Source organism: Paenibacillus sp. EKM10P (assembly GCF_011800655.1).
In the GTDB taxonomy this organism is placed as follows: Bacteria; Bacillota; Bacilli; order Paenibacillales; family Paenibacillaceae; genus Paenibacillus; species Paenibacillus polymyxa.
Genome location: NZ_JAALET010000010.1, coordinates 16,868 through 39,929, shown reverse-complemented (window position 1 = coordinate 39,929; position 23,062 = coordinate 16,868). Strand labels below are relative to the sequence as shown.

The window sequence follows — 23,062 nt, the reverse complement described above, 5'->3', positions numbered from 1 at the left end:
CTGTTTTTCTTGTAACTTTTCCCCCATACTATCGTTCATAGGAGGTTCATGAAGCAGACAGAGCATTCTATACCATATAAATCATTATAAAAGGAGTGTAATAGAATGGGGAAATTTGACGGGAAGGTAGCAGTTGTAACCGGAGGTACAAGCGGCATCGGTCTCGTGTCGGCACAACAGTTCGTAAAAGAAGGGGCTTACGTTTTTATCACGGGACGCAGACAACGTGAACTGGATGAAGCAGTAAAGCAGATCGGAAAGAATGTTACAGGTGTCCGAGGTGACATATCTAAATCGGAAGATCTAGATATATTATTCGAAACAGTTAAGCGAGAAAAGGGACACTTGGACATTCTCTTTGCAAATGCCGGACTAGGGTCATTTCTTCCATTAGGAGAAATTACAGAAGCACAATACTACAAGACTTTCGATGTCAACGTGAAAGGAACCATCTTTACAGTACAAAAGGCATTAGCTTTGTTTCCAAATAAAAGAGGTTCGATTATTCTAACGGGATCCACTGCTGGCTCGACGGGGATGCCAGCGTTTAGTATCTATGGTGCATCCAAGGCAGCGATCAGACAGCTGGTCCGCAGCTGGATTCTTGATATGAGAGGGACCGAAATTCGTATAAACATCCTTAGTCCGGGAACAATCGTAACGCCGGCGTACGATGAGTTATTTGGCTCTGAACTAGATCATTTACTGGAACAGGCAAAAAATGATATTCCGCTCGGCAGAGTGGGGCAGGTTGAAGAGATCTCCAATGCTGTCATGTTCCTAGCCTCTAATGAAAGCAGCTATATGAACGGCGTTGAATTATTCGTAGATGGCGGAGTAGCTCAAGTTTAACCAAGACATAATAATTTTCAAACGACAAAGATTTTTAAATCAACTTAAATGCGATTGTATTATCCCCTCCATGTAACGTTCAATTTTTCCTTCAGTGATCCTTGAAGGATCAAGCGATACATGAAGGGGATATTCTTAGATCGGGAGATGGTGCATTGATATGAAAACATTTTTCTGTGAACTGGAAGTTACACTAGAGGTTATCGGAGGAAAGTGGAAGGGGCTTGTTCTGTACTATTTAATAAAAGGACCTAAACGGACGGGAGAGCTCAAGCGACTCGTTCATAATATATCGCAAAAGATGCTGATTCAAACTCTTCGGGAACTGGAAACAGACGGATTAATTCGCAGAAAGATGTACAATCAGGTACCGCCTAAGGTGGAATATTCAACGACGGAACTGGGTCAATCACTTGAACCCATTTTGAGATCGCTTTGTGATTGGGGGGGGAATTACGCAGAGCAATCCTTCGCTCCGGGCGAGATTGAGATTTTGTATCTGGATTAACTGTCGGGGGACAAGAGCATAGTCCCATTTGAAGTCGCTATTTTAGCGGCCTTTTTGTTTTATCGTTTTACGTTGATGTTTTCGAGTGATGAGCAATATTCTAGTACAGGTTACTTCGTAATTAACAAGGTGCACTACAAAACTAAGGACACAAAACTTGTCTCAGAGATTAATAAGTACGTCTTGGATTATGGCAAAAGCATCATGCCCCAGCTGTTGCCAGGAGTCTGAGCAAACAGGTAAGCGGTTGAGGCTAATGACAATGAACCCATTACGCTAACGGGAAACGTTAGTTCAATGAAACAGATGAAGCAGCGACAGTCTAGGGCATATTTTCTCGTCCTAGCCTACCGTTGTTTCTTTTATTGTAGTTATCAAAACTTTATTTTCAACATACAATTAAAGTTGATTCATATCAGTTCCGCCTTAAATGTCCGTCTGTAAGCAATTTTTCAACTAAAAAGCTCTGCCGACCATAAGGTTAGCAGAGCTTTTTAATGACGTTTAAGAACCTCCAACCTGTACAAGAATCTGGATACCAGGTACAGTCATGAAAACTAAAAAGCTACTCGCAACAATTAACAGTCCTATTTTTCTCAACATTACCTACCCACACCTTTTCAATTAGATTGGAGAACTCTGTTTTGATTTCAGGAGTCGCATAGACTTGGAAACGCATAAACAAGCCAATACAATTTATAAAGTAAGTCTCATTATTTATTATATGTGACTTTACCATTGCAAATAACAATTGTTTAAAACCATCACTGTACCTTTCTCTGTTTAAATAATAGTAGGCCAGTTCGTAACCAAACCATGCAATGTAGTCGGGTACTACTTGTTGGCTGTACATATCAGTAGATGTCGGGAGTTGAGTAAAGGCATCAATGTCTTTTTTAAACCTTGAAAGTACATCATCAACATCCAAATTATATTGATTAGCAGCTATCATAACGTTTAACAGCTTTGAAAGTTTCTCACCTTCCATGGTATCTGCTGTTTCGGCTATGTATTCGACATAATCTGAGAGCACGCTGACATCTCCAGACAAGAGCTTATTTACATAAATATTGCATCGTGCCCAATCTTGATACATTTCTACCCAATAGAGGGTATCATCATCAGTCTCTCTAACCCAATCCAAGTCCGCATAGGCGTATGTATATTGTAGAGCTTGTTGGTAATCGCCTCGGGCATCACAGACACTCGCACATAGTAAGTCGGCATACGTGATGTACACGAACATCGGACGACTTAATTTCTTAGCAGCCTCATTGCGTTCTTGGTTCTTCTGTTGATGTTTCCAATTGTATTGGATTTCAGCCTTAGCTCTCATCACCCTCGCTATTTCATCAACCTTGTCCCATTTACGCAATGACCTGTACACATTAGCCAGATCCTTTAACGCATCAAGTTGTTCTAAATCATCTAGGCGCTCGACATAAGGCTCGAATAGTATAGCTGCTTTGTGGTTGCGGCTTTGGTCGTCTCCAACTTGAATCGTGAATATACGATATTGGCAGACTGCCAAACGTTCAGAATGTTGATATTTCTCCGCTTCAGCTACCCCCTCATACAGCAACAATGCAGCCGCATGTCTTCCCTGCGACAACAATTCCTCTGCAATTTCAAATAGCTTGGGCGAATACAGTAGATTATCCATGATAGCTCCCACTACTCGGCGGATCGCCTCCAGCTTGTCCAACTCCGCACATCGAAACAAAAGCGGCTCGATTCGCCTCATATTGGGTGGATGATCGATGATGTAGTTTTCTATAAATAGATCATAAAAGTGACCTTCTGGTAAGCCCATAGCCTCAGTGATTAAATCAAGCTGGTTAACAGACATGGACTTATTCCCTGTCACAATGGCGCTTACGATTCCCCTATTCATGCCTGCTACATGCCCAAACTGCGTTAGACTCATGCCCTCTTGTTGTAAATATCTATCTAATTCCGCTCGAATCGTAGGTGTATGCTTCATGACATAGCCACCCTTCGCATAAAAATCCCAGTATTTTATAATTATTTACTATTTTTACCCATCAATTAACCAGTTGTCAATATCTTTTTTTTGCGAATTATGTAGAAATACTACGTTTGTCATAAGAGCATTCCTACAAACAAATTCTTCCCCGGTGTTAGCTACCATCAGTATAATCAACCCAGTATGTTGGTAAGTCAAATAGCCGCCAGCATTTCTTCACAAGAAAAGGGCGATTAGGAGTATGAGGAACAATCATTTTCCTAATGTTAGGAACCGACATGGGCAGATGCGCATATACTTTCTAAAAACTAGCATTGGGAGGGAATAAACTTGTATCAAGTACCTTCTTACTGGGGAAATTCATATTATATGCGGGCCGATTTTGTACCGATCTGGAACACAGGATTTCCAAAAGCAGTACAAATGATAAAGGAAGCGGTACAAGGGGAGCGTAACGATGAGTTGTTCTACGATGAATTGATCAATTTGGCTCCCTCACAGGAGCAGGTGGCTATTATTGAAAGCATCCGTAACGATGAACGCGGCCACAACAAAATGTTCAGAGAGATGTATCGGGCTTTGACAGGACAGGAGATTACAGGCATCAGTAGTGAGAAATATGAGAAAGTGCACTCCTATGCAGAAGGTCTGCAGCGCGCCTTGATGGGAGAGTTAGGTGCGGTAGAACGATACCGCAACATCTGGTTTGGATTGCCTACTGGCATCTATAAGGACACGGTGTACGGTATCATCTTGGATGAGCTTAAGCACGCTGCCAAATACAATTATCTGATTACGTTGAATCTCAAGTAACTTTTGACCAAAAGTTAATACTATTCCACATCAATTGGTTGCTGGATTTTATCCTTATATTCATCCACATAGAGCTGGCCGTTGCTGCCTTTAACGGCGTAGAATACGTCCTCTAACTTTTTGCCGCGTGCTTTGAGTTGGGAGTTCATCCAGGATTCGGAAATATGGTTGGAGTCTAAATTGCCATGCAAAAGCTGTCCGTCGATTATAAGCTCAATTGGGAACTGTGAGGTATTGCCTGCATTCAACTGCAAATCTTTTAATGTCACGGCTTGCAGTTCCTTTTTCTTTTGGGCAGATAGTTTTCCGTTAATCTCAAGTAGGGCGTACTCCACTTCTTCTATATTAAAAATATCTTTCTCGCGAAGCTGCTGGTTTAAAGAATCCAATGTCATATTATTTTTTTTTAAGTTATCTTCGAGAATGAGCCCTCCTTCGATGAGAACGGTGGGGGTTCCTTCTGTCCACATCTTAAAGTTTCTGAATTTCAAAAAAATCTTGGCTAAAACATAAGAAGTAATTGTAAAAACGGACAGCGCTATTAATAGGTGGATAACTTCTATTTTTTCGTTAAATGCAAAGTTAGCAGCCATAGCTCCTAATATAACCGCCGTTACGAATTCATGGAAGTTCATATTGGAAAGGGTTTGCTTTCCTAATATTCTCCCAATTATCATTAGGATAAAAAATGCTGAAAAACTTCTGATTAAAATAATGAGATGGTCCACGCAAAAAGCCCTCCTTGTTTAAAAATTGTAGATAATTAGTATATAGACTCCCCGCTATACTAGAGTAATATACCTATTGACTTAATTTATAAATGGCTTTGGAACTGCTAATCCTATCAAAACACCCTCACGGGCACTATACCAGCAGGGTATTTCGTATTTCCAAACACTTGTAGATTTACAGATCGTCAGTGGCTGACGTTTCTGCCGACTTACCACCTACATAAGCCTCAGCCAGAATGTAAGCAATTACTGCACCGAAAGCACCAATAACGCCGGTCACTTGAATAACTGTGGCATTGTTTTCTCCAAAAGCAGTAAGCAAGCTCGTGATCAATGCGGTCAGTAACGCCCAGAACTTATGGCTGGACAATTTACGTTTCCAGTCTGTCACTATACAACGCCTGAATCTCCAAGAAGCAGTGTTAAAAAACATTGGCGATTCAATTACAGGAGAGAGCATTAGCACTGAAGAATCTACTTTACTATACTAAAGGGTAGAAAAATGGTAGAAGATTGTCCAAAATCACAAAAAAGCGCAGCCTCCAAAAAGCTTGGAAGCCGCGCTGTGCTTGAGTTTTATAGAATGCTGGTGAAGGGAATTGAACCCCCGGCCTACGCATTACGAGTGCGTTGCTCTACCCCTGAGCTACACCAGCAGGTCAGTGTGACTGACAACAAAAACTATTATACTCTTAGTTACATAAAAATCAATCACTTACATCAACTTTATCAACTAAGATTTGGATTTAATTCTGTAACATTCCCTGCCGTGGTTCCGGATAGCTTATCTGCGACGGATCGCAGCTTTTGGCGACTGGAGGAAGGCTTGTCACGGCGATCATCAATTTTGACTGAGGTGGAAACGCGTTTGGCTCCTGCTAGGAATGGCGCTTCGTGTAGCGCAGCAATAGCGGTGAACACATCGTCCAACGAACCTTCAATAATCGTACTCATAGAGGTAAGTTCATAGGTAATTCCCTTTTGCGTCTTCAACACTTTTTGCATTTGAGCAACGTAGTCGCTCAGGCTCGTACTCCCCGTTCCAATCGGGATTACTGTCACTTCTGCAATGGCCATCACCAAGTTCCTCCTTTAAATTGAAAAAATCATCTTTTTTAAAATTCTAAAAACTCAGTCGATAAAGCAACCTTGTTCTTCAAAAAAGTTCCATATGTATACGGCTTATTTTAGTAGGAAACATCTTTATCATTTATTGTACCGTTCACTCCGTCTCAATTCAAATACAGCCCGCGACTTCTCTGCATATTTTGATTTTCCATTCCTTTTCCTTTACGTATGGCTTCGAATGTTGCTATAATACTCCTTGCACTTATTTGAAATTTTAAGTTTATATACACAATATGTTGGGTTAAATATTCATAACACCTCTAAATATAGTGATGTAGCCGATGATTCCTACGGAAACCATCTTTTTTCCTTCATTGGCAGGCGCATCGCTATTTCTATGTTATTGGATTACATACAGCCCCAAAATGCTGTCTGACCATCGCTTTTTTCACCAGTTTCTTTTCTCAGATCATTTTCATGCCTATTCCCTAAGTATGAATTCCAAATCAAGAAAGCGAGGAATTAATCCTATGCCACAACTCGTAACCAAACCAAACAATCGCCAGTTGGCTTTTGATGAAATACGTATATCCGTATATGCTGACCGTGTACTCAGCGGGCTGGACAAGCTGGATAAAGATCGACTCATTCGCGGTGTAACTAGTAAGCTCCGCCGGGACGAAGTCACTGGAGATGAGATTAGCAACGCATTTGCAATGGCTGCTCTAGAACTGGTTAGCAAGGAAGAACCGGACTGGAAATTTGCCGCTGCGCGTGCTTTGCTCACTTCCCTATATAAAAAAGCGGCTACTCACCGCCGTTACAAATCCTATGCAGACGAACCTTACGGCGCTTTTTATCCACTGATCACCGATCTAGTGCAAAAAGGAATCTACCGTCAGGAACTGCTTGACTGCTACACCAAGGAGCAGATTGATGAGCTCGGCGATTCCATAATGCCGCAGAATGACCTGCTGTTCGACTATATTGGACTGTTGACGCTGTCTGAGCGCTATTTGGCCAATGATTTTGACGGACGCGTAATGGAGCTTCCACAAGAACGCTACATGATTATCGCAATGTACCTGATGCATCAAGAGCCGGCCGACAAGCGTATGGAGCTGGTCAAGGAAGCATACTGGGCGATGAGCAACATGTACATGACGGCAGCTACACCAACCATGTCCAATGCCGGAAAAAAGGTAGCCGGACAGCTCTCGAGTTGCTTTATCGACACCGTAGACGACTCATTGGAAGGTATTTTCGATTCCAATACCGATGTAGCCCGTCTTAGCAAAATGGGTGGCGGTATCGGCGTATACCTCGGTAAAGTGCGTGCGCGCGGCTCCGATATCCGTGGACATAAAAATACAAGCTCTGGCGTTATCCCTTGGATTCGCCAGCTAAACAATACAGCTGTTAGCGTAGACCAGTTGGGTACACGCAAAGGTGCAATCGCCGTTTACTTGGACGTATTCCACAAAGACATTCTGGCGTTCCTGGACCTGAAGCTGAACAACGGTGACGAGCGGATGCGTGCACATGACGTGTTCCACGGCGTATGTCTGCCCGATCTGTTCATGGAGCGGGTCGAAGCACGGGGCGAATGGAATCTGTTCTGTCCGCATGAAGTGAAGAAGGTGATGGGCTGGAAGGATGACAAGGGTCGTCCACTGGGACTGGAGGATTTTTATGATGAAGCCTTCGGTTCAGGCTCCTTCCGCGAGAAGTATGAGGAGGCATCACAGCATCCGATTCTTTCCCGTATTACGGTCCCTGCCATTGACATCATGAAGCGTCTGATGAAATCGCAGCTGGAAACAGGTACGCCGTACATGTTCTACCGTGATACAGTAAACCGTGCTAATCCAAACCGCGCCCATGGTATGGTGTATTCCTCCAACCTGTGTACGGAAATTATGCAAAATCAATCTGCAACGGTAGTAGAAAAAGAAGAATTGGTCACCAAGGACGGACAAACACGCATTGTTATCTCCAAAATTCCTGGCGACTTTGTTGTGTGCAACCTGAACTCCATCCATCTGGCTCGTGCCGTTCCGGCAGGTGTGCTAGATCGTCTCGTACCGATTCAGGTACGTATGCTGGATAATGTTATTGATATCAACAACATTGAGGTGCTGCAAGCACAATACACAAACAGCCAATATCGTGCAGTCGGCTTGGGTACATTTGGGCTGCATCATCTGCTCGCACTTGAGGGCATCCGCTGGGAGTCCGATGAAGCGGTAACCTATAATGATCATTTGTATGAAAAAATTAACTACCTGGCCGTAAAATCCAGCATGGAGCTGGCGAAAGAAAAAGGCCGTTATGCCAAATTCGAGGGTTCTGACTGGTCGACCGGGCATTATTTCACTTCCCGTGGCTATACAGACGGTACACGTGAAGGCAAATTCGTCACTACGTCCGAGTGGAGCGAGCTTGCGGAAGAAGTCCAACAAAACGGTGTCCGTAACGCATGGCTGTTCGCCATTGCGCCTAACGGTTCTACGTCCATTATCGCAGGCTCTACCGCTAGTATTGATCCACTGTATGAGTTGCTTTCCTATGAAGAGAAAACAACCTACAAGATCGCTAACCCTGCACCAGATTTGAATGAAAAAACCATCTGGTACTACAAAACAGCTTTCTTGCTGGATCAACACGCTTCGATCAACATGGCTTCTGCACGTCAGCGTCATATTGACCAAGGTCAAAGCTTTAATCTGTATGTACGCCCAGATATTAAAGCTACCGAATTTTTAGCGCTGCATATTCATGCCTGGAAATCGGGTATGAAGTCGACCTATTATGTACGCAGCCGCGCACTGACGATTGAAGAATGCGAAAGCTGCGCATCCTAAACTAAAGGAGAGAGGCTCTCATGCAGTTACAAAAGATTTTTAACACGGAAGCGCCTAACCGCTCTACCCGTATTATTGAAGGCGAAAACTCCGGTATCCTGAACTGGAACGATATTCGGATGCCGCATATGTACAAACTATATAAGGTGCTGCTGCTAAACCACTGGATTCCGGATGAAATTCCGATGTCCAAGGATGCGTCCCAGTTCCCTATGCTGGATGCCGAAGAACAGCGCACATTCAAAATTAATATCGGCCTGCTGGCTGTGCTGGATTCCATGCAAACCATGTTTGTCGGAGATGTAAAACGATATTTTACCGATTCCTCGCTGGAAGCTATTTCGGCCATTATCGGACAACAGGAAGTCGTGCATAACCAGTCCTACTCTTACGTGCTGTCTTCCCTGGTATCAGAGCAGGAGCAGAAGGAAATTTTTGAATACTGGAAAAATGATCCTGTCCTGCTGGAGCGTAACACATTCATCTCGGACATTTATCAAGAGTTCCGCGATGAGCAGAACCCGCAAACCTTTTTCCAAGCCATGGTAGCGGATTTGATTCTGGAAGGCATATTCTTTTACAGTACATTTGCTTTCTTTTACAATTTGGCCCGTGACCAAAAAATGATGGCCACCAGCCAGATGATCTCGTATATTCAGCGCGACGAAAATCAGCATTGCTACTTCTTTGCCGAAGTGTTCAAGCAGCTTTTGGCTGATTTCCCTGAGTTGGATACCAAGGAAAATACGGACTATGTCTATCGTATGATCAACCGCGCTGTGGAACTGGAAACGAATTGGGCGCATTACACGCTCAAAGAGGTTCGCGGCATTGACTTGAACGAGCTGAGCGATTATATCAAATACATGGCAAACATGCGCCTAAGACTTCTGGGTATGGACAAAGCATACGAAGGGGTAGATGTAAACTGTATGCCTTGGATCAAGCCATTTTCCGATGAAGCGCTGAATGCAACAAAAACGGACTTTTTTGAAGCAAAATCACGCAATTATGGCAAGGTCGGAGATGACAATGGATTTGACGATTTGTAAATCATAAGCTACAAGCCTTAACTCGGTATTGCTGAGCTAAGGCTTTTTTCTATGGGGATGAAACTTGCGTAAATATGCAAAAAATTCATGAAACATATTAATTACTATTCATATTTTCCTACTTGAACACGATATTATATGAAGGCGAAATAATACAGTAAGGAGCATATTATGAAAAGCAAAGTCAAAAAAAGAATGGGATTACAAACCAAACTCTACTTCATCTTGCTCATTCCTTTAGTTGTGATTGGCGTCATGATTCTGTGGACGACCAAACTATCTATTCAGAATGCTTCTCTATCAACCATGCAGCTAAACAATGAAGCGTTGGCGGTGAATACGGCTAAGCTACTGGACAAATCAACCGTCAAAAGCTTAAACACGAATCCATCCGAGCAGAGCAATGAGTATAAAAAACTTCGGAACGAGTTAAATACGCTCAGGCTGCAAAGCGGAGTCCTGTATATGTATATGTACAATCGTGTTGGCGATGAGTGGAAGCTTACAGTGGACGGAGCTGCTTGGGACGACAAAGACTACAGTCCTTTTGGAAGCCCTGTTAGTTTCACCCGTAAAGAAACGGCAGATAGATTGAAACAAGGGGAGACGGTCACTACAGATATCACAACGGACCCTGATTGGGGAACGATGTTTTCTTCCTTTACACCCATTAAGGATACAGATGGAACCATCATAGGCTATCTAGGAATTGACAGATCCCTTGCCTCTGTAACTGAAGTGTACGAGAAAACCCTGCCTGAGGCCTACCGGCTAGTTATCCCTGTGGTTTCCATCATTCTGATCATTTCCATTGCGGTAATGATGCTGGTAACACGTCGAATACTACATCAAGTACGGTTTATTAAAGATACACTGGAGCAAGTAGCTGACGGCAATCTTACGGCTACATCGCAGCAAGTTACGTATGATCAGCTAGGTGAAATCAGCGGCCTGACGAACCGGATGGTAGAAGCCATGTCCAATATGATTGTGGACATTCAAAGCAGCTCAAGTACGCTTCAGCAAGCATCCGAGAATATCGTCGTGACATCAGAAGGAACCCTCCATCAGACTGAGGAACTGTCTCGCACACTCCAGCAAATTGCCGATGTATCTACAAACCAAGCAGATCAGACGATAGAGTCGGTTCAGCAATCTGACCGCTTAGGACAAACGCTGGATGAAGTCGGAAGCCATGTGCACCAATTTACGGATACGGCGCGCCATCTCAATGAAGTCCGTAATCAGGTAGCCAGTGAACATGAACTGCTATTGGAGAAGGGACGAGAAAGCGCTCTGCGAATCAAGCAAATGCAGCGTATGTCACACGCGCTAACTGAAAAGTCCCGCGAAGCAGCTAACATTGGACAGCAGGTACAGGGCATCGTAAAGCAGACGCAGATTTTATCCTTTAATGCCTCGATTGAAGCTTCGCGTGCAGGGGAAGCTGGTAAAGGTTTTTCTGTCGTAGCTCATGAAATGGGACAACTTGCCCAACAATCTGCCATATCTATTCGTGAAATTGACGAAATCTTAAGTAGTTTTGTCGAGCAAATTGAGCAAATGGGCGATCAATTTGATGAAAATATAAACACTGTCAATGAACAAGAAAAACAAATTGCATTATGTCTACAGTCTGTTGATAAAGTCACCCAGGTATCAGAGGAAGTTGAGGAACTGGCTGCACATCTGGCCCAATTGACTACAGAAATGCAGGAGGTACGTCACACCGTAGATCAACATCTGAAGCACACAGCCAGCGCGGCGCAGCAAACTGCCGGAATGACAGAAGATGTATCCGCAAGCGCACAGAAGCAGGCCCTAGCAGTAAAAGAACTATCCGAAGTAGCCCGTAATCTGACCACACTCTCCAACAATCTACAGCGTCATGCTGATCAGTTCCGGGTGAAAAATTCCGACCAGTAATGATTTCGGTGAACTGTGACCCGTAAGATGGACACTTGATTGAAAGTGTCCATCTTACGGGTCATTTTACAGACGAAAAGGAGTACACTCAAAAGGAGCATTCGCTAACTTAGCGAATGCTCCTTTTGAGGTTAGAAAGCCGAGCTGAGTACACCTTTATCCAGGTAGATGCATACATATATAACCTAAAGGTCAATTTAAGCACTTAAGAGTTATAGCCGTTATGCTCACGATGGGGGAATCGCAACTGTTTTCATTGGCTTCATATAAGAAGGATAGCCTCCCGTATGCTGGAGCATTTCAATTTCACGCAAAATACGCGGCAAGTCAGCGACCGAGTTCATCACGATGTGGGCCCCTGCCCTTTTCAAACCATATATACTTTGTCTGCGTCGTTCCTCGGCTACCCTATCGTCCACTTCACAGCTTGTAGTGTGGTTCGCGGCCAAAGCACTCTCGTTATGGTTCAACACACCAATCGTCCAAACGCCGGCATTCCGTCCTTCTTGCATATCGGCTGCTGTGTCTCCTACCTTGACAATATCGCTAAGCGGGAATACCTGCAGGCGATGTGCAATTTCATAGATCATCCACGGATAAGGCCTCCCCTGCGAAACTTCACATGGGGCTACCATACAATCCAGCGTATAGGGTGACTGTGCAGGCGTGAATACATGACTCAGCATTTCCATCGGGCAGGATGCAGTAGCGCCTGACTGAATGCGGCGATCTTGAAGCTCCTGCAACGCCCTATCTATACCGACAGCAGTCTCAGCCCCTTGGATCAAAGAGCGAAGAACAGGGACAAGCTCAAGATAAATATGCTCAATATCCACTCTGCCAGGATGCGCACCAAAGCACTCCAACCATTTTCTACGAACCTCTGAAAGTCCGAGCACATTCGCAATATGATCCCGGATGGGCAGTCCTCGTCCATGAGATACCTGCTCTTCAGTTACCTGTATACCCTTCCATCTAAAGATATCGCACATTCCCTGGATTAAGCCCCGACCTCCGGGGTCTAACAATGTACTTTCCAGATTAAAAATAACCGCCTGTATCATGCAATCCCCGCCTTTCCGTACCGCGGCTATCCGCAATCTTTATTTTGCTTAGGAACATGATACACAGCTAACGTAAACTTAAATGTCGCAAACGGTAAGCGGATTGTAATTGAGAATAAATTCCTTGAATGGTTTTTATTTACCGATTGAAATGAGGAGGGAGTCGCAATATGAGACAGCCTTGGAATGAATTTAATTCTAAAATGCCTTGGCGGATGGAGCTTGGTTGTTATGCTCTGAATAAGCTTGCCTGTGGAGGATTGGTTTTTGGTCTGTTATGGGTCTACTGCTATCTGACAGAGGAAATAACGGGATTGCCTGTGAGTATAGCAGGCAATAGCGGTGAACTGACCGCGCAGTTATGGGCCTATGGCTTTGCCCTTCCGGCGGCTCTTGCCGCTGATGCACTACGTGATCTTTTGCCCTGGCTTCGCAAGCCTGAGCAGTTCACGCTATATCTTGCCGTAGGGTTCAGTGTCTTTCTTCTGCTAGGATCTTTGATGTCGCCTGCTGGAACGGGCATCTCGTGGAGCAACGGCATGGCAGGTGCAGGGATTACACTGCTCTATTATGGGGGAAGGCACTGGCTGAACCGTGAATATGGAGTACAGATCATGCTGGCCTTCCTCCTGCCACTGCTGCTATGGATTATAGGGCTTCAATGATGTCGCCAGCTACCACTGAGGCGGGATGCTGGCGATGGCGCGCGGCCGTTTCTCCAGCCGCACCATGCAGATACACGCCAAAGGCTGCTGCCTGTGAAGCGTTCAAGCCTTGGGCCAACACCCCTGCGATGATGCCTGTCAGCACATCGCCCGCACCGCCTGTCGCCATCCCGGCGTGGCCTGTTGTATTGACGTAGGTCGCTCCGTCGGGACACGCAATGACCGTGCGTGCTCCCTTGAGCACCAGCGTGACTCCATGTGTCCGGGCGTACTCCCGGGCATGGGTGATACGGTCACGCTGCACCTCCGCTGTCGATATGCCCAGCAGACGTGCCATTTCACCGGGATGCGGCGTTAACACGATTGCCGCATCTCTCGACTTCCAGGCATCCAGCTCAGGCCCCGCCGAGGCGAGGATGTTCAAGGCGTCCGCATCAAGCACGAGCGGACCGCTGTATTCCTCCCACAGGCGGCGCAGCCAGCCAGTGTCCCCTGCGAAGCGGCCGAGGCCAGGCCCGACGGCCAGCACATCGCGCGCCTGCGCGAGCTGTAGCAGCTCATCTGCGGAGTCGGCGTTCCATTCGCCGTCGCTGCCTGTTGCTGCGGCAGCGAGCATCAGCTCTGGTGCGGCGCCAATGACGCGTGGCAACAGCGCTTCTGGCACCGCCCACGTCACAAGCCCGCTGCCGATGCGCAAGGCGGCACGTGCGGCCAGCAGGCCCGCACCGCTCATGCGCAGGCTCCCGCCTGCGACCAGAACGTGGCCGTAGGTGCCCTTGTGCCCGTCCGGCACACGGCTGCGGCTGACGTCCACGTCCAGCGCGTCACGCAGCGTATCGCTGGTCAGGAGCCGCAGCTGCACGCCACGCTCACGGGCAAGGCCGGGCGGGATACCGATGTAGCGTACCACCACATCACCAGCGTTTCCGGCGCCCGGATATTGGGCGAGCCCACACTTCAAGTAGGCAAGGCATACGGTGACACGCGCATGAATGCACGGCTCGTGCAGCGCACCTGTGTCGGCGTCGAGTCCGCTAGGCACGTCTACCGACACGATCGGCGCGCCGCTGGCATTAGCCTCGCAAATCAGCGAGGCGTAAGGTTCGCGCGGTGGACCTTGCGTGCCTGTGCCCAGCAGGGCATCGACGATCCCAGAGGCACCGCGCAGGTCGAGGTTATCCCGACCATAGAGGATAACCGGGATATCCAGCGCCGCGATGATATCGCGCTGGGCAGCCGCTTCACCGCGCAGCGTTGCAGGCGGCTCGGCATACACAACGGTGACGCGCAGACCTGCATCGGTCAGATGGCGGGCTGCCACCAGTCCGTCACCGCCGTTGTTGCCTTTACCTACGAGGATATACCAGTGTGCTCGTTCACGTACGTCATATTGCCCACCGCTCGATGAATCCGTCCGTATAACACCGCCATGTCCTGGTACATCCCCCGGTCCTGTGTGTGTGACCTCATTTATGCCATCGCTTGTTCCACGTCTCTCCGCACAAAGCTTCAGTACCTCGTCAGCTACTGCTCGCCCGGCATTTTCCATCAAGATCAGGGCCGGGATTCCCAGCTTGTCAATCGTGTACCGATCCAGTTGCCGCATTTGTTCGGCGGTCACCATATACATGCTTTTTCGCCTCCCATATAGCCATCCCTGTTGATTAATATCCGACTGTAAAGCGGGAATTGACAAATTCCCCTTCTACTAACTCATCAATCAGGGCTACCGCATAATCCTCGACAGAGATGCGACTATGACCTAATTCATCAACTACCAAATGATCCAAGCCAATACGGAACTGTCCTGTACGTTTACCTGGTTCAATAATTCCGGCAGGACTGCAATAGGTCCAGTCTACATCCGCAGCACGGTACAGCTCCAGGGCATCAGCGTGCGCAGCCGCCAGCGGCTTCACTTCCTCCGGAAACTCAGCGGTATCCATGAGACGCTCACCGGATTCTGTTTTCAGACTGCCCGCTCCGCCAACGACAAGTATGCGCTCCGCGCCGGAACGCCGTGTTCCTTCCAGTAAAGAACGAGTTGCTTCGAGCAGTTCCTCCTCAGCTCCAAACTTGGGACCATAGGCGCTAATGATAGCATCGTGCCCTTTGGCTACCTCTGTAACGGAATTCGGGTTTAGAATATCCGCCTGAACCACCGTCAAATATTCACTTTGCTCCGTCACTCGTTGCGGATCGCGCACTGCCGCCGTCACCTCATACTTACGCTTGATCGCTTCCTTTACTAACGCTTTGCCAATTGTTCCTGTCGCTCCAAAAATAATTACTTTCATATTAAGTTGCCTTCTTCCTATCTATAATTTTCTTACTGTTAATTATCCGTTTTATAACCAGCTCAAACTCGTACAGGATTTCAGCTTACAGTCCCCCCGGCTGGCGCCAGTACATCCCTTCTGACCCCGGACTGACCAGTTGGAAGCCGAACTGCGCATATAACCGGTCGGCTGGCTTATCCGCAATCAGCGTTGCAAAGCTGCCCGCCGGAACCTCCCGTCTCAAATACTCCATAATCTCTTCCATAAGCTTACGCCCATAGCCCTTCCCCTGATGGGAAGGCTTGACTGCAATATCCGTAACCAGAAAAAACACACCGCCATCACCGCTCACCCGGCCCATCCCGATCAATTCCTGTCCAAGACGTAGCGTTACAGCAAATAGGCTGTTCGGCAGGCCCTTAGCTGCCGCTTCTTCCGTAATTTGCGATAAACCAGCCTCCTTGCGTAAAGCCCGATATTCCTCGACGGCTGGAATGGCGTAATCTACGCGAAGCAGCTCGTACGGTTGATTCGATGTCTCATGATGTTCTGTTGCAAATTCAATTTTTTTATTCATGCCGAATCTTCCTTCCTGCTGTAATCTTGTCTATTTTACCAAAAAATACTTCATAGTTCTTGGTTTAGAGATATACAAGCCCTTGAAATGCCTGTGTGGTCTGTGCAATAGTGTAGAAAGAACAATGGAAGGAGGGATTGCGGGTGTCCCCGACGGACTTCGCGGCATTAGCCGCATATATCTCACCCGGTCTGATCGCCTTCCTGCTGGCGTTATCCTTATTGGTATGGCTGTATGTTCACAGTGCAGCCCAGCTTCGCAATTCGCGTCAGCAGCGGCTCGAAGAATTACAGGAATCACTGCGTATCTATGGCCGGTTAGCTGGTTATCTCCAAACGGCTACCCAGAACGCGATCAACAACAGTGAAAAGCAGCAGCACCAGAATGGACTAATCCATGCTCTTCAGGAGGCTAAGGCCGCCCCCTATTTGACCCCTCACCTTCAAGAGCAGGTTCAAGCATCCCTTCGGGAATGTGATCCATTCCGCCGGGAATTGCTTCTCAAATCACTGGAGCGTGAAATGAACAAACTGATCGAGGAACGACGACTTGTTCTACTGGAATCCCATGCTCCAGGCTGGGGAACAGCATTATGGAAACTATTGCGCCCAGCGGCCGGTCCGCTGGCGCTGGCGGGAATGGTCTGGTTAATCTCAAGATTGGTTATAGAACTGATAACCTACAGTCATGTCGATGTTAGTCTACCCGACACCACACAATCTGCCTCATGGCTTATAGGGTATGCATGGATAAGGTTCGTTTCTGGCTTAATCGCCTTGCTGTATGTCTATCGGCTGATGACCCTGCGTAGACAAAATGATCTGGACGTGACGGCATCCCATTTCCCAACAAGTCTGTTGTGCATGGTCATCGCCGTTGTCGCCCTGTTTCAGTGGCTCGGGCCAGAAGCATCTCCCTACATACTGACTGTACAGCTTGTGCTGTTCTTGATTGGCTTCCGACTTACCCGAGGCCGCTCGCGAAGTGATCGTCCTTATGTGGGTCATCCCGGCTTGATGAAGTCCGATGGTTCGCAGCACCAGGAATTACACACAACTGACAAAGATACAACCGCTGATTCTTCTGTGGCTGATGAACATATGCGGTCCTAAACACCAGGTGCGCCTGAAATAGATCCCGTATACATCCCGCAAATCACATACCATCACAGGACATCCCAACACACAAAGAAAGAGTTCATGGGGTGTCCTGTTTTTTGAACAATTTTTGGCTTTTTGCCGGGTTAGGCTTGTGCCAGCGATCAAGGAAAGGGTATATTGTTTATATAAATGTAAATCATATCGTTTTATATGTATGAATATTGAAAAAAATCCATATATGTTAAACTACCATCAATTTATGATGTGCGTTAGAATTGGAGGAATTATGCAACTGGACATTTCTGAAAAATCACTTCCCGTTTATGAAGCGCTGGCCAGTGAGGTTCGGCTGAATATGATTGTTCTGCTTGCGGAGAAACCGATGAATATACGTGAGCTAGCGGAAGCGCTGGGACTCAGTAGTGCGATTATGACAATGCATGTCAAGAAACTGGAAAGAGCATCCATTATTTCGACTAAAATGCTGCCCGGACGAGGCGGGGTTCAGAAAGTATGCTCATTGGCTACGGACAAAATTGAAATCGCCATGCCACGCTATCAGCAGGATGTACGGCAATTTCATCAGACGGAGATTTCCGTCGGACACTTTACAGATTTTGAGATTCAGTCCACCTGCGGTCTAGCCACCGTCGAAAAGATTATCGGAGAATTTGATGAGCCTCGTTCGTTCTTGGACCCTGAGCGCTTCAATTCCAAAATTCTGTGGTTTAGCCAAGGGTATATGGATTATAAAGTGCCGAATTTCCTATTGTCCAGTCAAAAAGCTGAGGAACTGGAAATTTCAATGGAATTATCATCAGAAGCCCCATTTACCAATGATAATTGGCCTTCAGACATCACGTTTTTCCTAAATGATGTGAATTTAGGCACTTGGACCAGTCCAGGGGATTTTGGGGATAATCGTGGTAAATATACACCTTCATGGTGGCCTGATTTTATCAATCAGTATGGCCTACTTAAGAGACTTCGCGTTACGTCTGAAGGCACCTTTATGGATGGCAAGCAGATATCCGATGTGACTCTAAGCGACGTGCTGATTGACCAGAAGCAATGGAAATTCCGTATCGCTATTTTGGATGATGCTCAGCATATTGGAGGGGTAACCCTGTTCGGTACTGGATTCGGTAACTATAACCAGGATATCCTGTTCCGTTTGTACTACAAACCTGCGGAAAACCATACCAAAACAGCAACGGTAGAAGCTGGCGAGAGCAGCAAGTAATCATTAGACTCCTTCAAAACCTGAACACGGCGTTTTGCCCATGCCTTTCTTGGGAGACAAAGCGCCGTGTTTTACTTTATCCTCTTTTACTGGTCCTTCGACCCTTTTTTGCCATGCGCTGTGTAATTAACGTACAGGTTCAATACATACCGGTGAAGGAACCTCCAATACATATCCCGTTCGGGTCAGCCGTCCATCATCCTCATGGATAGTAAAGGATACAATGTTGTTTCCCTCCTGATTCGCCACTAGCAAATAACCAGACAAGATGTTGAAGTTACGCGGCGTACTGCCGAAACTCTCGACCCATTCAATCGTCTTCAGCTTACCATTGTCTACATCGACATGGTAGAGTACGATGCTGTCATGTCCTCGATTGGATACATACAGAAAACGTCCACAGGGTGTAATCCGAATATCCGCTGCTGTATTTTCTACATCGATAATGCCTTCTGGCAGTGTGGACAGACTTTGCAGCAAGGTAAGCTTACCATTACGTTCGTTATAACCAAACACAGCGACGGTATTATTCAATTCATTGGCGACAAAGGCATATCGACCCGAGGGATGAAAAACCAGATGACGTGGGCCGGAACCAGGTGGCAAATCTGTCTCACGGTGGGTTACCAATTTCCCATCCTCTGTCAAACGATAACCTATAATCTGATCCAGCCCCAGATCACATACCATAGCATACTGTCCTGAAGGATCAGGAATAATCGAGTGTGGATGTGGCGCATCCTGGCGGTCCTGGCGAATCCCTGACCCCGTATGCTGAACCTGCCCCGACATGTCTCCCAACCCTCCAGCTTCTGTTGCAGGGAATACAACGGCATTGCCCCCAGAATAGTTAGAAGCCAGCACATATCGTCCATCTGTTGTTACGGATACATAGCAAGTATGTGCTCCCTCCGTTCCTTTTCGATCCAAAGGATGCAATTCCCCCGTCTGGGTGTTCACCTGATATGTGTACAGTTCGCCTTGGTCTGTTTCACTGGCAGCATACAACTTCGCCCCATTCGGATGCAGTGCCAGAAAAGAAGGTCTCTCGATTCCTTCCACACCTCCAACCATACGCAAATCACCATTGTCCGTATGCAAAGAGCCTATATAAATTCCTCTTTCCTCACGAGACGCATAAGTTCCTATATAAAACAACTGCTCATTCAGCTCTTCCATCCGATCTCAGCTCCTTTTAGCGTATTACTCACAAGTTATCCGACTTTTAAGTTCTACTTTTTATCTGGTTATAAACTTATCATGCATTATTACCCAAGATTCTGCCGTTTCATTAACAAGTGGCTATGTATGCAAAAAAATAGCCTCTTTCGCTGCAATCTGTGGTTCATAAGAACGTCACAGTTCACACCAAAAGAGACTATGTTTACAGAGAAAATAACATTAAACCGCTGTGGATTGCGTATCTCTACTTTTCCATTTTACAGCCAGCCCCAAACTAAGCATGAGAATGACCGCCCCAAAAATGTACGGCAAATTGATATGCACCTCAAACAATGTACCCGCAAGCGCAGGTCCCAGAATATTACCAATACTCATATAAGCATTGTTCATCCCGGCTGCAACTCCCTGCTCATCTCCTGCCATTTTGGATAAGGCCGTATTAATGGCTGGTCGCAGCAACGATGTAGCGGTAAAGAAGATAAGTGATACTCCGAGTACATAATAAAAGTTCCCTGAGAGCAGCATAAGCACAAGGGAAATCGCGGAAAACAGAAAAGAACCGATAATCACACCTTTTTCACCAAAACGGTTCAACATCGGACTAATGACCGCAGCTTGAATCACGGTCCCGACCAATGCACCTACCGTAATAATGATAGCAATATCACGTTCATTGTAATGAAACTTGCCTGTTACAAAGAACGGAAACATCGTTTCAAAATGCGTCAGGCCAAAAGTTAACGTGAATATCATAATCAGCAACATAAAGTACGGCTTGCGGAAAGACAGCGCAAACTGTTTAATCACATTGTCCCGTTTCACCTTAACATTTCGAAACTTCAACTGCTTCTCCAACGACAGGGTTTCGGGCAGTAAAATCAATGAAATCAGTGCCGCTAAACCGGATACCGCCGCCGAAACGTATAAGGGTGTACGAAGCGAGATATCTGCCAGCAAACCGCCTACACCAGGACCGATCACAAAACCAAGCGACATAGCGGCCCCCAACAGCCCCATTCCTCTGCCTCGGTTATGGACGGTTGTGATGTCGGCAATATAAGCCATCATTGGAGGAATCATAAATGCCGCTCCTGCGCCTCCGAGCAAACGGGAAATATACAGCATCGTCAACGAGTTGCCAATCGCAAACAATACAGAAGATACCGTCATGATGACCAAACCGATAATAATCATTTTTTTACGTCCGTATTTATCGGACCATTCCCCAGCTAACGGCGAAAACATAAACTGGGTCAAGCCAAACACGGCAACCAGATAGCCTCCCGTTTCACCACTGCCTCCCAAGGAACCCATGAACTTGGGGAGGATCGGAATAATGAGTCCAATCCCCAGCATGGCAATAAACATATTAATCATCAAAATGACGAGCGGCCCCATTTTCAACTGTTGTGAATCCGACATGTTGCGTTTTGTCCTCCTCAGGTTCTTTATTTCGTATACGAATTTCTTATTTTGCAACCATTTCCGCAAAACTCTTCATTATATTAATAGAGCGGGAGACAAATAACAATCATAAAATACTTCCGATAACCCTGAATGTTACCTTTGACAAGGTAGCAAAAAAGAACAACCACTAAATCATGAGGTTGTCCCTCTTATAACGTTTCACCATCCTTTATTTTTGTACAATAGCGATCGCAATATCATAATCAAATTTCTGAATTTCTGCGGATGGAATATCAAAAGGGTTCACCGGCTTCAGCCGATTCGACTCGATCCAATATACCCCCTCTGTCGTATTACGCTCATAGCCATTACGATCCAACCAAGCAAATAGGTCATCATAGATCGTATTTAATCGTTCCCGATCTCCCTGAAAACGGGTCACCGCATACTCTCCTTCAGGCACCTCGATGCGTTCAAGACTATCCGGTACTTCATTCCACGAGGACACTTTAACGCCCACCTTGACCGCCGTACTTCCGTTCTCCTCAACAACTGTCCATTGGGGAGTTAACACATAGCCCATATCCGCGTCCAGACGACCTGAGTGGTTCTCTGGGACGTTCTGTTGCACTTGTTGCCACTGTCTGCGTACCTCATCACCCAATTCGGCAAAAGGGGCTTGCGCAGTCAGCGCTGCTACCTTGAAAGCCGATATCCGCTGAATAACTACATCGAGATTTGAACTCATACGGTTTCCTCCTCATCAAGTGGATACTACCAAACTTCCTATATCCTTATGGTGAATCTTCGAATAGCTCCTGCAATAACCTTTCCTTGTTATTCAGAAATTGTTTGGTGATGATATAATGATCGGTTTCCTCCAGCGTCCGTGTGTCGATCCCTTCATGTGTCAGATGATACAGGACCGAATCTGGATAAGACATCAAGATGGGGGAATGGGTAGAAATGATAAACTGTGATCCCTGTTGCACGAGCTCATGAATCCGGGCAAGCATGGCCATCTGACGCAAAGGCGATAGCGCTGCCTCTGGCTCATCCAAAATATACAATCCTTGTCCTCCAAACCGATGCACAAATGCAGCAAAAAAAGACTCGCCATGCGACTGCTCATGCAGCGACTTCCCCCCGTACGAATCCCGAATGGGTCGCCCTCCTCCTTCTCGATCCAGCTCGTCAATATGAGTCGCCACATTATAGTAGCTCTCCGCCCGGAAAAAGAAGCCATCCCTCGGTTTTTCAACCCCTCTCACCAACCGAATATGCTCATGCAGCGAGGAATGCGTGGCTTGTGTAGAAAAGTTGAAATTTTTAGTGCCACCCTCTGGATTAAAACCCCACGCGACCGCGATTGCCTCCATAAGCGTTGATTTACCTACACCGTTTTCTCCAACAATATAGGTAACGGAAGGATGGAATTTGAGTTCATTCCACTGTTGAAGAGCCTTTAAGTTAAAAGGGTATTGGCTCCTGTCAGCATCTGGAGGCCACAATAGCTCCAATCGACGTATAAAAAGATTGCGATCCCATATACTCATGTTCAGTCAGCTCCAATGCCAAGCAATTTACTAGGTATTCCATCATTATATTGGAATTATTTACAGCAATCAATCTGAACTCCCATTTCGTAACCCTTCTGTTGTTATTCAAGCTATTATTACAGGTATAATATAACGAAGCCTTTTATTTGGGCAGGAAATTTTTCGCGCATTATCAGTCTCAATCT

The 23,062-nt window shown here is 46.2% G+C and carries 21 protein-coding genes and 1 tRNA gene; 9 read left to right on the top strand and 13 right to left on the bottom strand.

Going from position 1 to position 23,062, the window contains the following annotated elements; genetic code table 11:
- Window positions 1-105: 105 nt before the first annotated feature.
- Complete coding sequence (locus HFE01_RS19855; RefSeq protein WP_167438626.1) at window positions 106-852, top strand: SDR family NAD(P)-dependent oxidoreductase; 747 nt, start codon at window positions 106-108, stop codon at window positions 850-852.
- Between the two features lie 160 nt (window positions 853-1,012).
- Complete coding sequence (locus HFE01_RS19850) at window positions 1,013-1,360, top strand: winged helix-turn-helix transcriptional regulator (protein WP_019685981.1); 348 nt, start codon at window positions 1,013-1,015, stop codon at window positions 1,358-1,360.
- Window positions 1,361-1,925: 565 nt separating this feature from the next.
- Here the strand turns inward: HFE01_RS19850 and HFE01_RS19845 are convergent.
- On the bottom strand, window positions 1,926-3,344 hold the full coding sequence (locus HFE01_RS19845) for a helix-turn-helix transcriptional regulator (RefSeq protein WP_107734767.1): 1,419 nt from the start codon (window positions 3,342-3,344) through the stop codon (window positions 1,926-1,928).
- 372 nt (window positions 3,345-3,716) lie between these two features.
- Here HFE01_RS19845 and HFE01_RS19840 point away from each other — a divergent pair, with 372 nt between their 5' ends.
- Window positions 3,717-4,160, top strand: a complete 444-nt coding sequence (locus tag HFE01_RS19840; RefSeq protein ID WP_044788291.1) for a ferritin-like domain-containing protein — start codon at window positions 3,717-3,719, stop codon at window positions 4,158-4,160.
- 20 nt (window positions 4,161-4,180) lie between these two features.
- Here the strand turns inward: HFE01_RS19840 and HFE01_RS19835 are convergent, their stop codons facing one another.
- The 4 genes from HFE01_RS19835 to HFE01_RS19820 form a co-directional block, all read right to left on the bottom strand.
- Window positions 4,181-4,888: a DUF421 domain-containing protein gene (locus HFE01_RS19835; protein ID WP_019685973.1), complete on the bottom strand. Its 708-nt coding sequence runs from the start codon at window positions 4,886-4,888 to the stop codon at window positions 4,181-4,183.
- A gap of 178 nt (window positions 4,889-5,066) precedes the next feature.
- Window positions 5,067-5,282: a hypothetical protein gene (locus HFE01_RS19830; protein ID WP_019685972.1), complete on the bottom strand. Its 216-nt coding sequence runs from the start codon at window positions 5,280-5,282 to the stop codon at window positions 5,067-5,069.
- 193 nt (window positions 5,283-5,475) lie between these two features.
- Window positions 5,476-5,547, bottom strand: a tRNA-Thr gene (locus HFE01_RS19825).
- Between the two features lie 73 nt (window positions 5,548-5,620).
- Window positions 5,621-5,968: an MTH1187 family thiamine-binding protein gene (locus HFE01_RS19820; RefSeq protein WP_016819451.1), complete on the bottom strand. Its 348-nt coding sequence runs from the start codon at window positions 5,966-5,968 to the stop codon at window positions 5,621-5,623.
- Window positions 5,969-6,489: 521 nt separating this feature from the next.
- Between HFE01_RS19820 and HFE01_RS19815 the strand changes: the two genes are divergently transcribed.
- From HFE01_RS19815 to HFE01_RS19805, 3 genes are all read left to right on the top strand, one after another.
- Window positions 6,490-8,823 carry a ribonucleoside-diphosphate reductase subunit alpha gene (locus HFE01_RS19815; protein ID WP_016819450.1) on the top strand — a complete coding sequence of 778 codons (2,334 nt, stop codon included), beginning with the start codon at window positions 6,490-6,492 and terminating at the stop codon, window positions 8,821-8,823.
- Between the two features lie 20 nt (window positions 8,824-8,843).
- A complete protein-coding gene (locus HFE01_RS19810) occupies window positions 8,844-9,875 on the top strand; it encodes a ribonucleotide-diphosphate reductase subunit beta (RefSeq protein ID WP_019685970.1) in 1,032 nt (343 codons plus the stop codon).
- A 171-nt stretch (window positions 9,876-10,046) separates the two neighbouring features.
- A complete protein-coding gene (locus HFE01_RS19805) occupies window positions 10,047-11,801 on the top strand; it encodes a methyl-accepting chemotaxis protein (protein ID WP_167438627.1) in 1,755 nt (584 codons plus the stop codon).
- Between the two features lie 227 nt (window positions 11,802-12,028).
- Here the strand turns inward: HFE01_RS19805 and HFE01_RS19800 are convergent, their stop codons facing one another.
- Window positions 12,029-12,865, bottom strand: a complete 837-nt coding sequence (locus HFE01_RS19800) for an HAD hydrolase-like protein (RefSeq protein ID WP_113050477.1) — start codon at window positions 12,863-12,865, stop codon at window positions 12,029-12,031.
- A 170-nt stretch (window positions 12,866-13,035) separates the two neighbouring features.
- Here HFE01_RS19800 and HFE01_RS19795 point away from each other — a divergent pair, with 170 nt between their 5' ends.
- Complete coding sequence (locus HFE01_RS19795) at window positions 13,036-13,530, top strand: hypothetical protein (protein ID WP_019685967.1); 495 nt, start codon at window positions 13,036-13,038, stop codon at window positions 13,528-13,530.
- Here the strand turns inward: HFE01_RS19795 and HFE01_RS19790 are convergent.
- The 3 genes from HFE01_RS19790 to HFE01_RS19780 all read right to left on the bottom strand — a co-directional run bounded on the left by HFE01_RS19790 (window position 13,514) and on the right by HFE01_RS19780 (window position 16,386).
- The gene (locus tag HFE01_RS19790) at window positions 13,514-15,160 is read right to left on the bottom strand and encodes an NAD(P)H-hydrate dehydratase (protein ID WP_167438628.1); all 1,647 of its coding nucleotides are present in this window, start codon (window positions 15,158-15,160) and stop codon (window positions 13,514-13,516) included. The two genes, HFE01_RS19795 and HFE01_RS19790, sit on opposite strands and share 17 nt — an antisense overlap.
- Window positions 15,161-15,194: 34 nt before the next feature.
- Window positions 15,195-15,827 carry an NAD(P)-dependent oxidoreductase gene (locus HFE01_RS19785; protein WP_016819444.1) on the bottom strand — a complete coding sequence of 211 codons (633 nt, stop codon included), beginning with the start codon at window positions 15,825-15,827 and terminating at the stop codon, window positions 15,195-15,197.
- Window positions 15,828-15,912: 85 nt separating this feature from the next.
- Window positions 15,913-16,386 (bottom strand): GNAT family N-acetyltransferase, encoded by a 474-nt coding sequence (locus tag HFE01_RS19780; protein ID WP_019685965.1) that lies wholly within the window; start codon window positions 16,384-16,386, stop codon window positions 15,913-15,915.
- A gap of 143 nt (window positions 16,387-16,529) precedes the next feature.
- On the opposite strand from HFE01_RS19780, the gene HFE01_RS19775 reads away from it, so the two are divergent.
- Together HFE01_RS19775 and HFE01_RS19770 are read left to right on the top strand one after the other, a co-directional pair.
- Window positions 16,530-17,498, top strand: coding sequence for a hypothetical protein (locus HFE01_RS19775; protein WP_019685964.1), 969 nt, complete (start codon window positions 16,530-16,532; stop codon window positions 17,496-17,498).
- A 274-nt stretch (window positions 17,499-17,772) separates the two neighbouring features.
- Window positions 17,773-18,729 carry an ArsR/SmtB family transcription factor gene (locus tag HFE01_RS19770; protein ID WP_016819441.1) on the top strand — a complete coding sequence of 319 codons (957 nt, stop codon included), beginning with the start codon at window positions 17,773-17,775 and terminating at the stop codon, window positions 18,727-18,729.
- 126 nt (window positions 18,730-18,855) lie between these two features.
- Here HFE01_RS19770 and HFE01_RS19765 read toward each other — a convergent pair whose 3' ends face one another.
- The 4 genes from HFE01_RS19765 to HFE01_RS19750 form a co-directional block, all read right to left on the bottom strand.
- Window positions 18,856-19,908 (bottom strand): lactonase family protein, encoded by a 1,053-nt coding sequence (locus HFE01_RS19765; RefSeq protein ID WP_019685963.1) that lies wholly within the window; start codon window positions 19,906-19,908, stop codon window positions 18,856-18,858.
- A 222-nt stretch (window positions 19,909-20,130) separates the two neighbouring features.
- On the bottom strand, window positions 20,131-21,333 hold the full coding sequence (locus HFE01_RS19760; protein WP_016819439.1) for an MFS transporter: 1,203 nt from the start codon (window positions 21,331-21,333) through the stop codon (window positions 20,131-20,133).
- Between the two features lie 214 nt (window positions 21,334-21,547).
- Window positions 21,548-22,066 (bottom strand): GyrI-like domain-containing protein, encoded by a 519-nt coding sequence (locus tag HFE01_RS19755; RefSeq protein WP_019685962.1) that lies wholly within the window; start codon window positions 22,064-22,066, stop codon window positions 21,548-21,550.
- A 46-nt stretch (window positions 22,067-22,112) separates the two neighbouring features.
- Complete coding sequence (locus HFE01_RS19750) at window positions 22,113-22,874, bottom strand: AAA family ATPase (protein ID WP_019685961.1); 762 nt, start codon at window positions 22,872-22,874, stop codon at window positions 22,113-22,115.
- Between the last annotated feature and the right edge of the window lie 188 nt (window positions 22,875-23,062).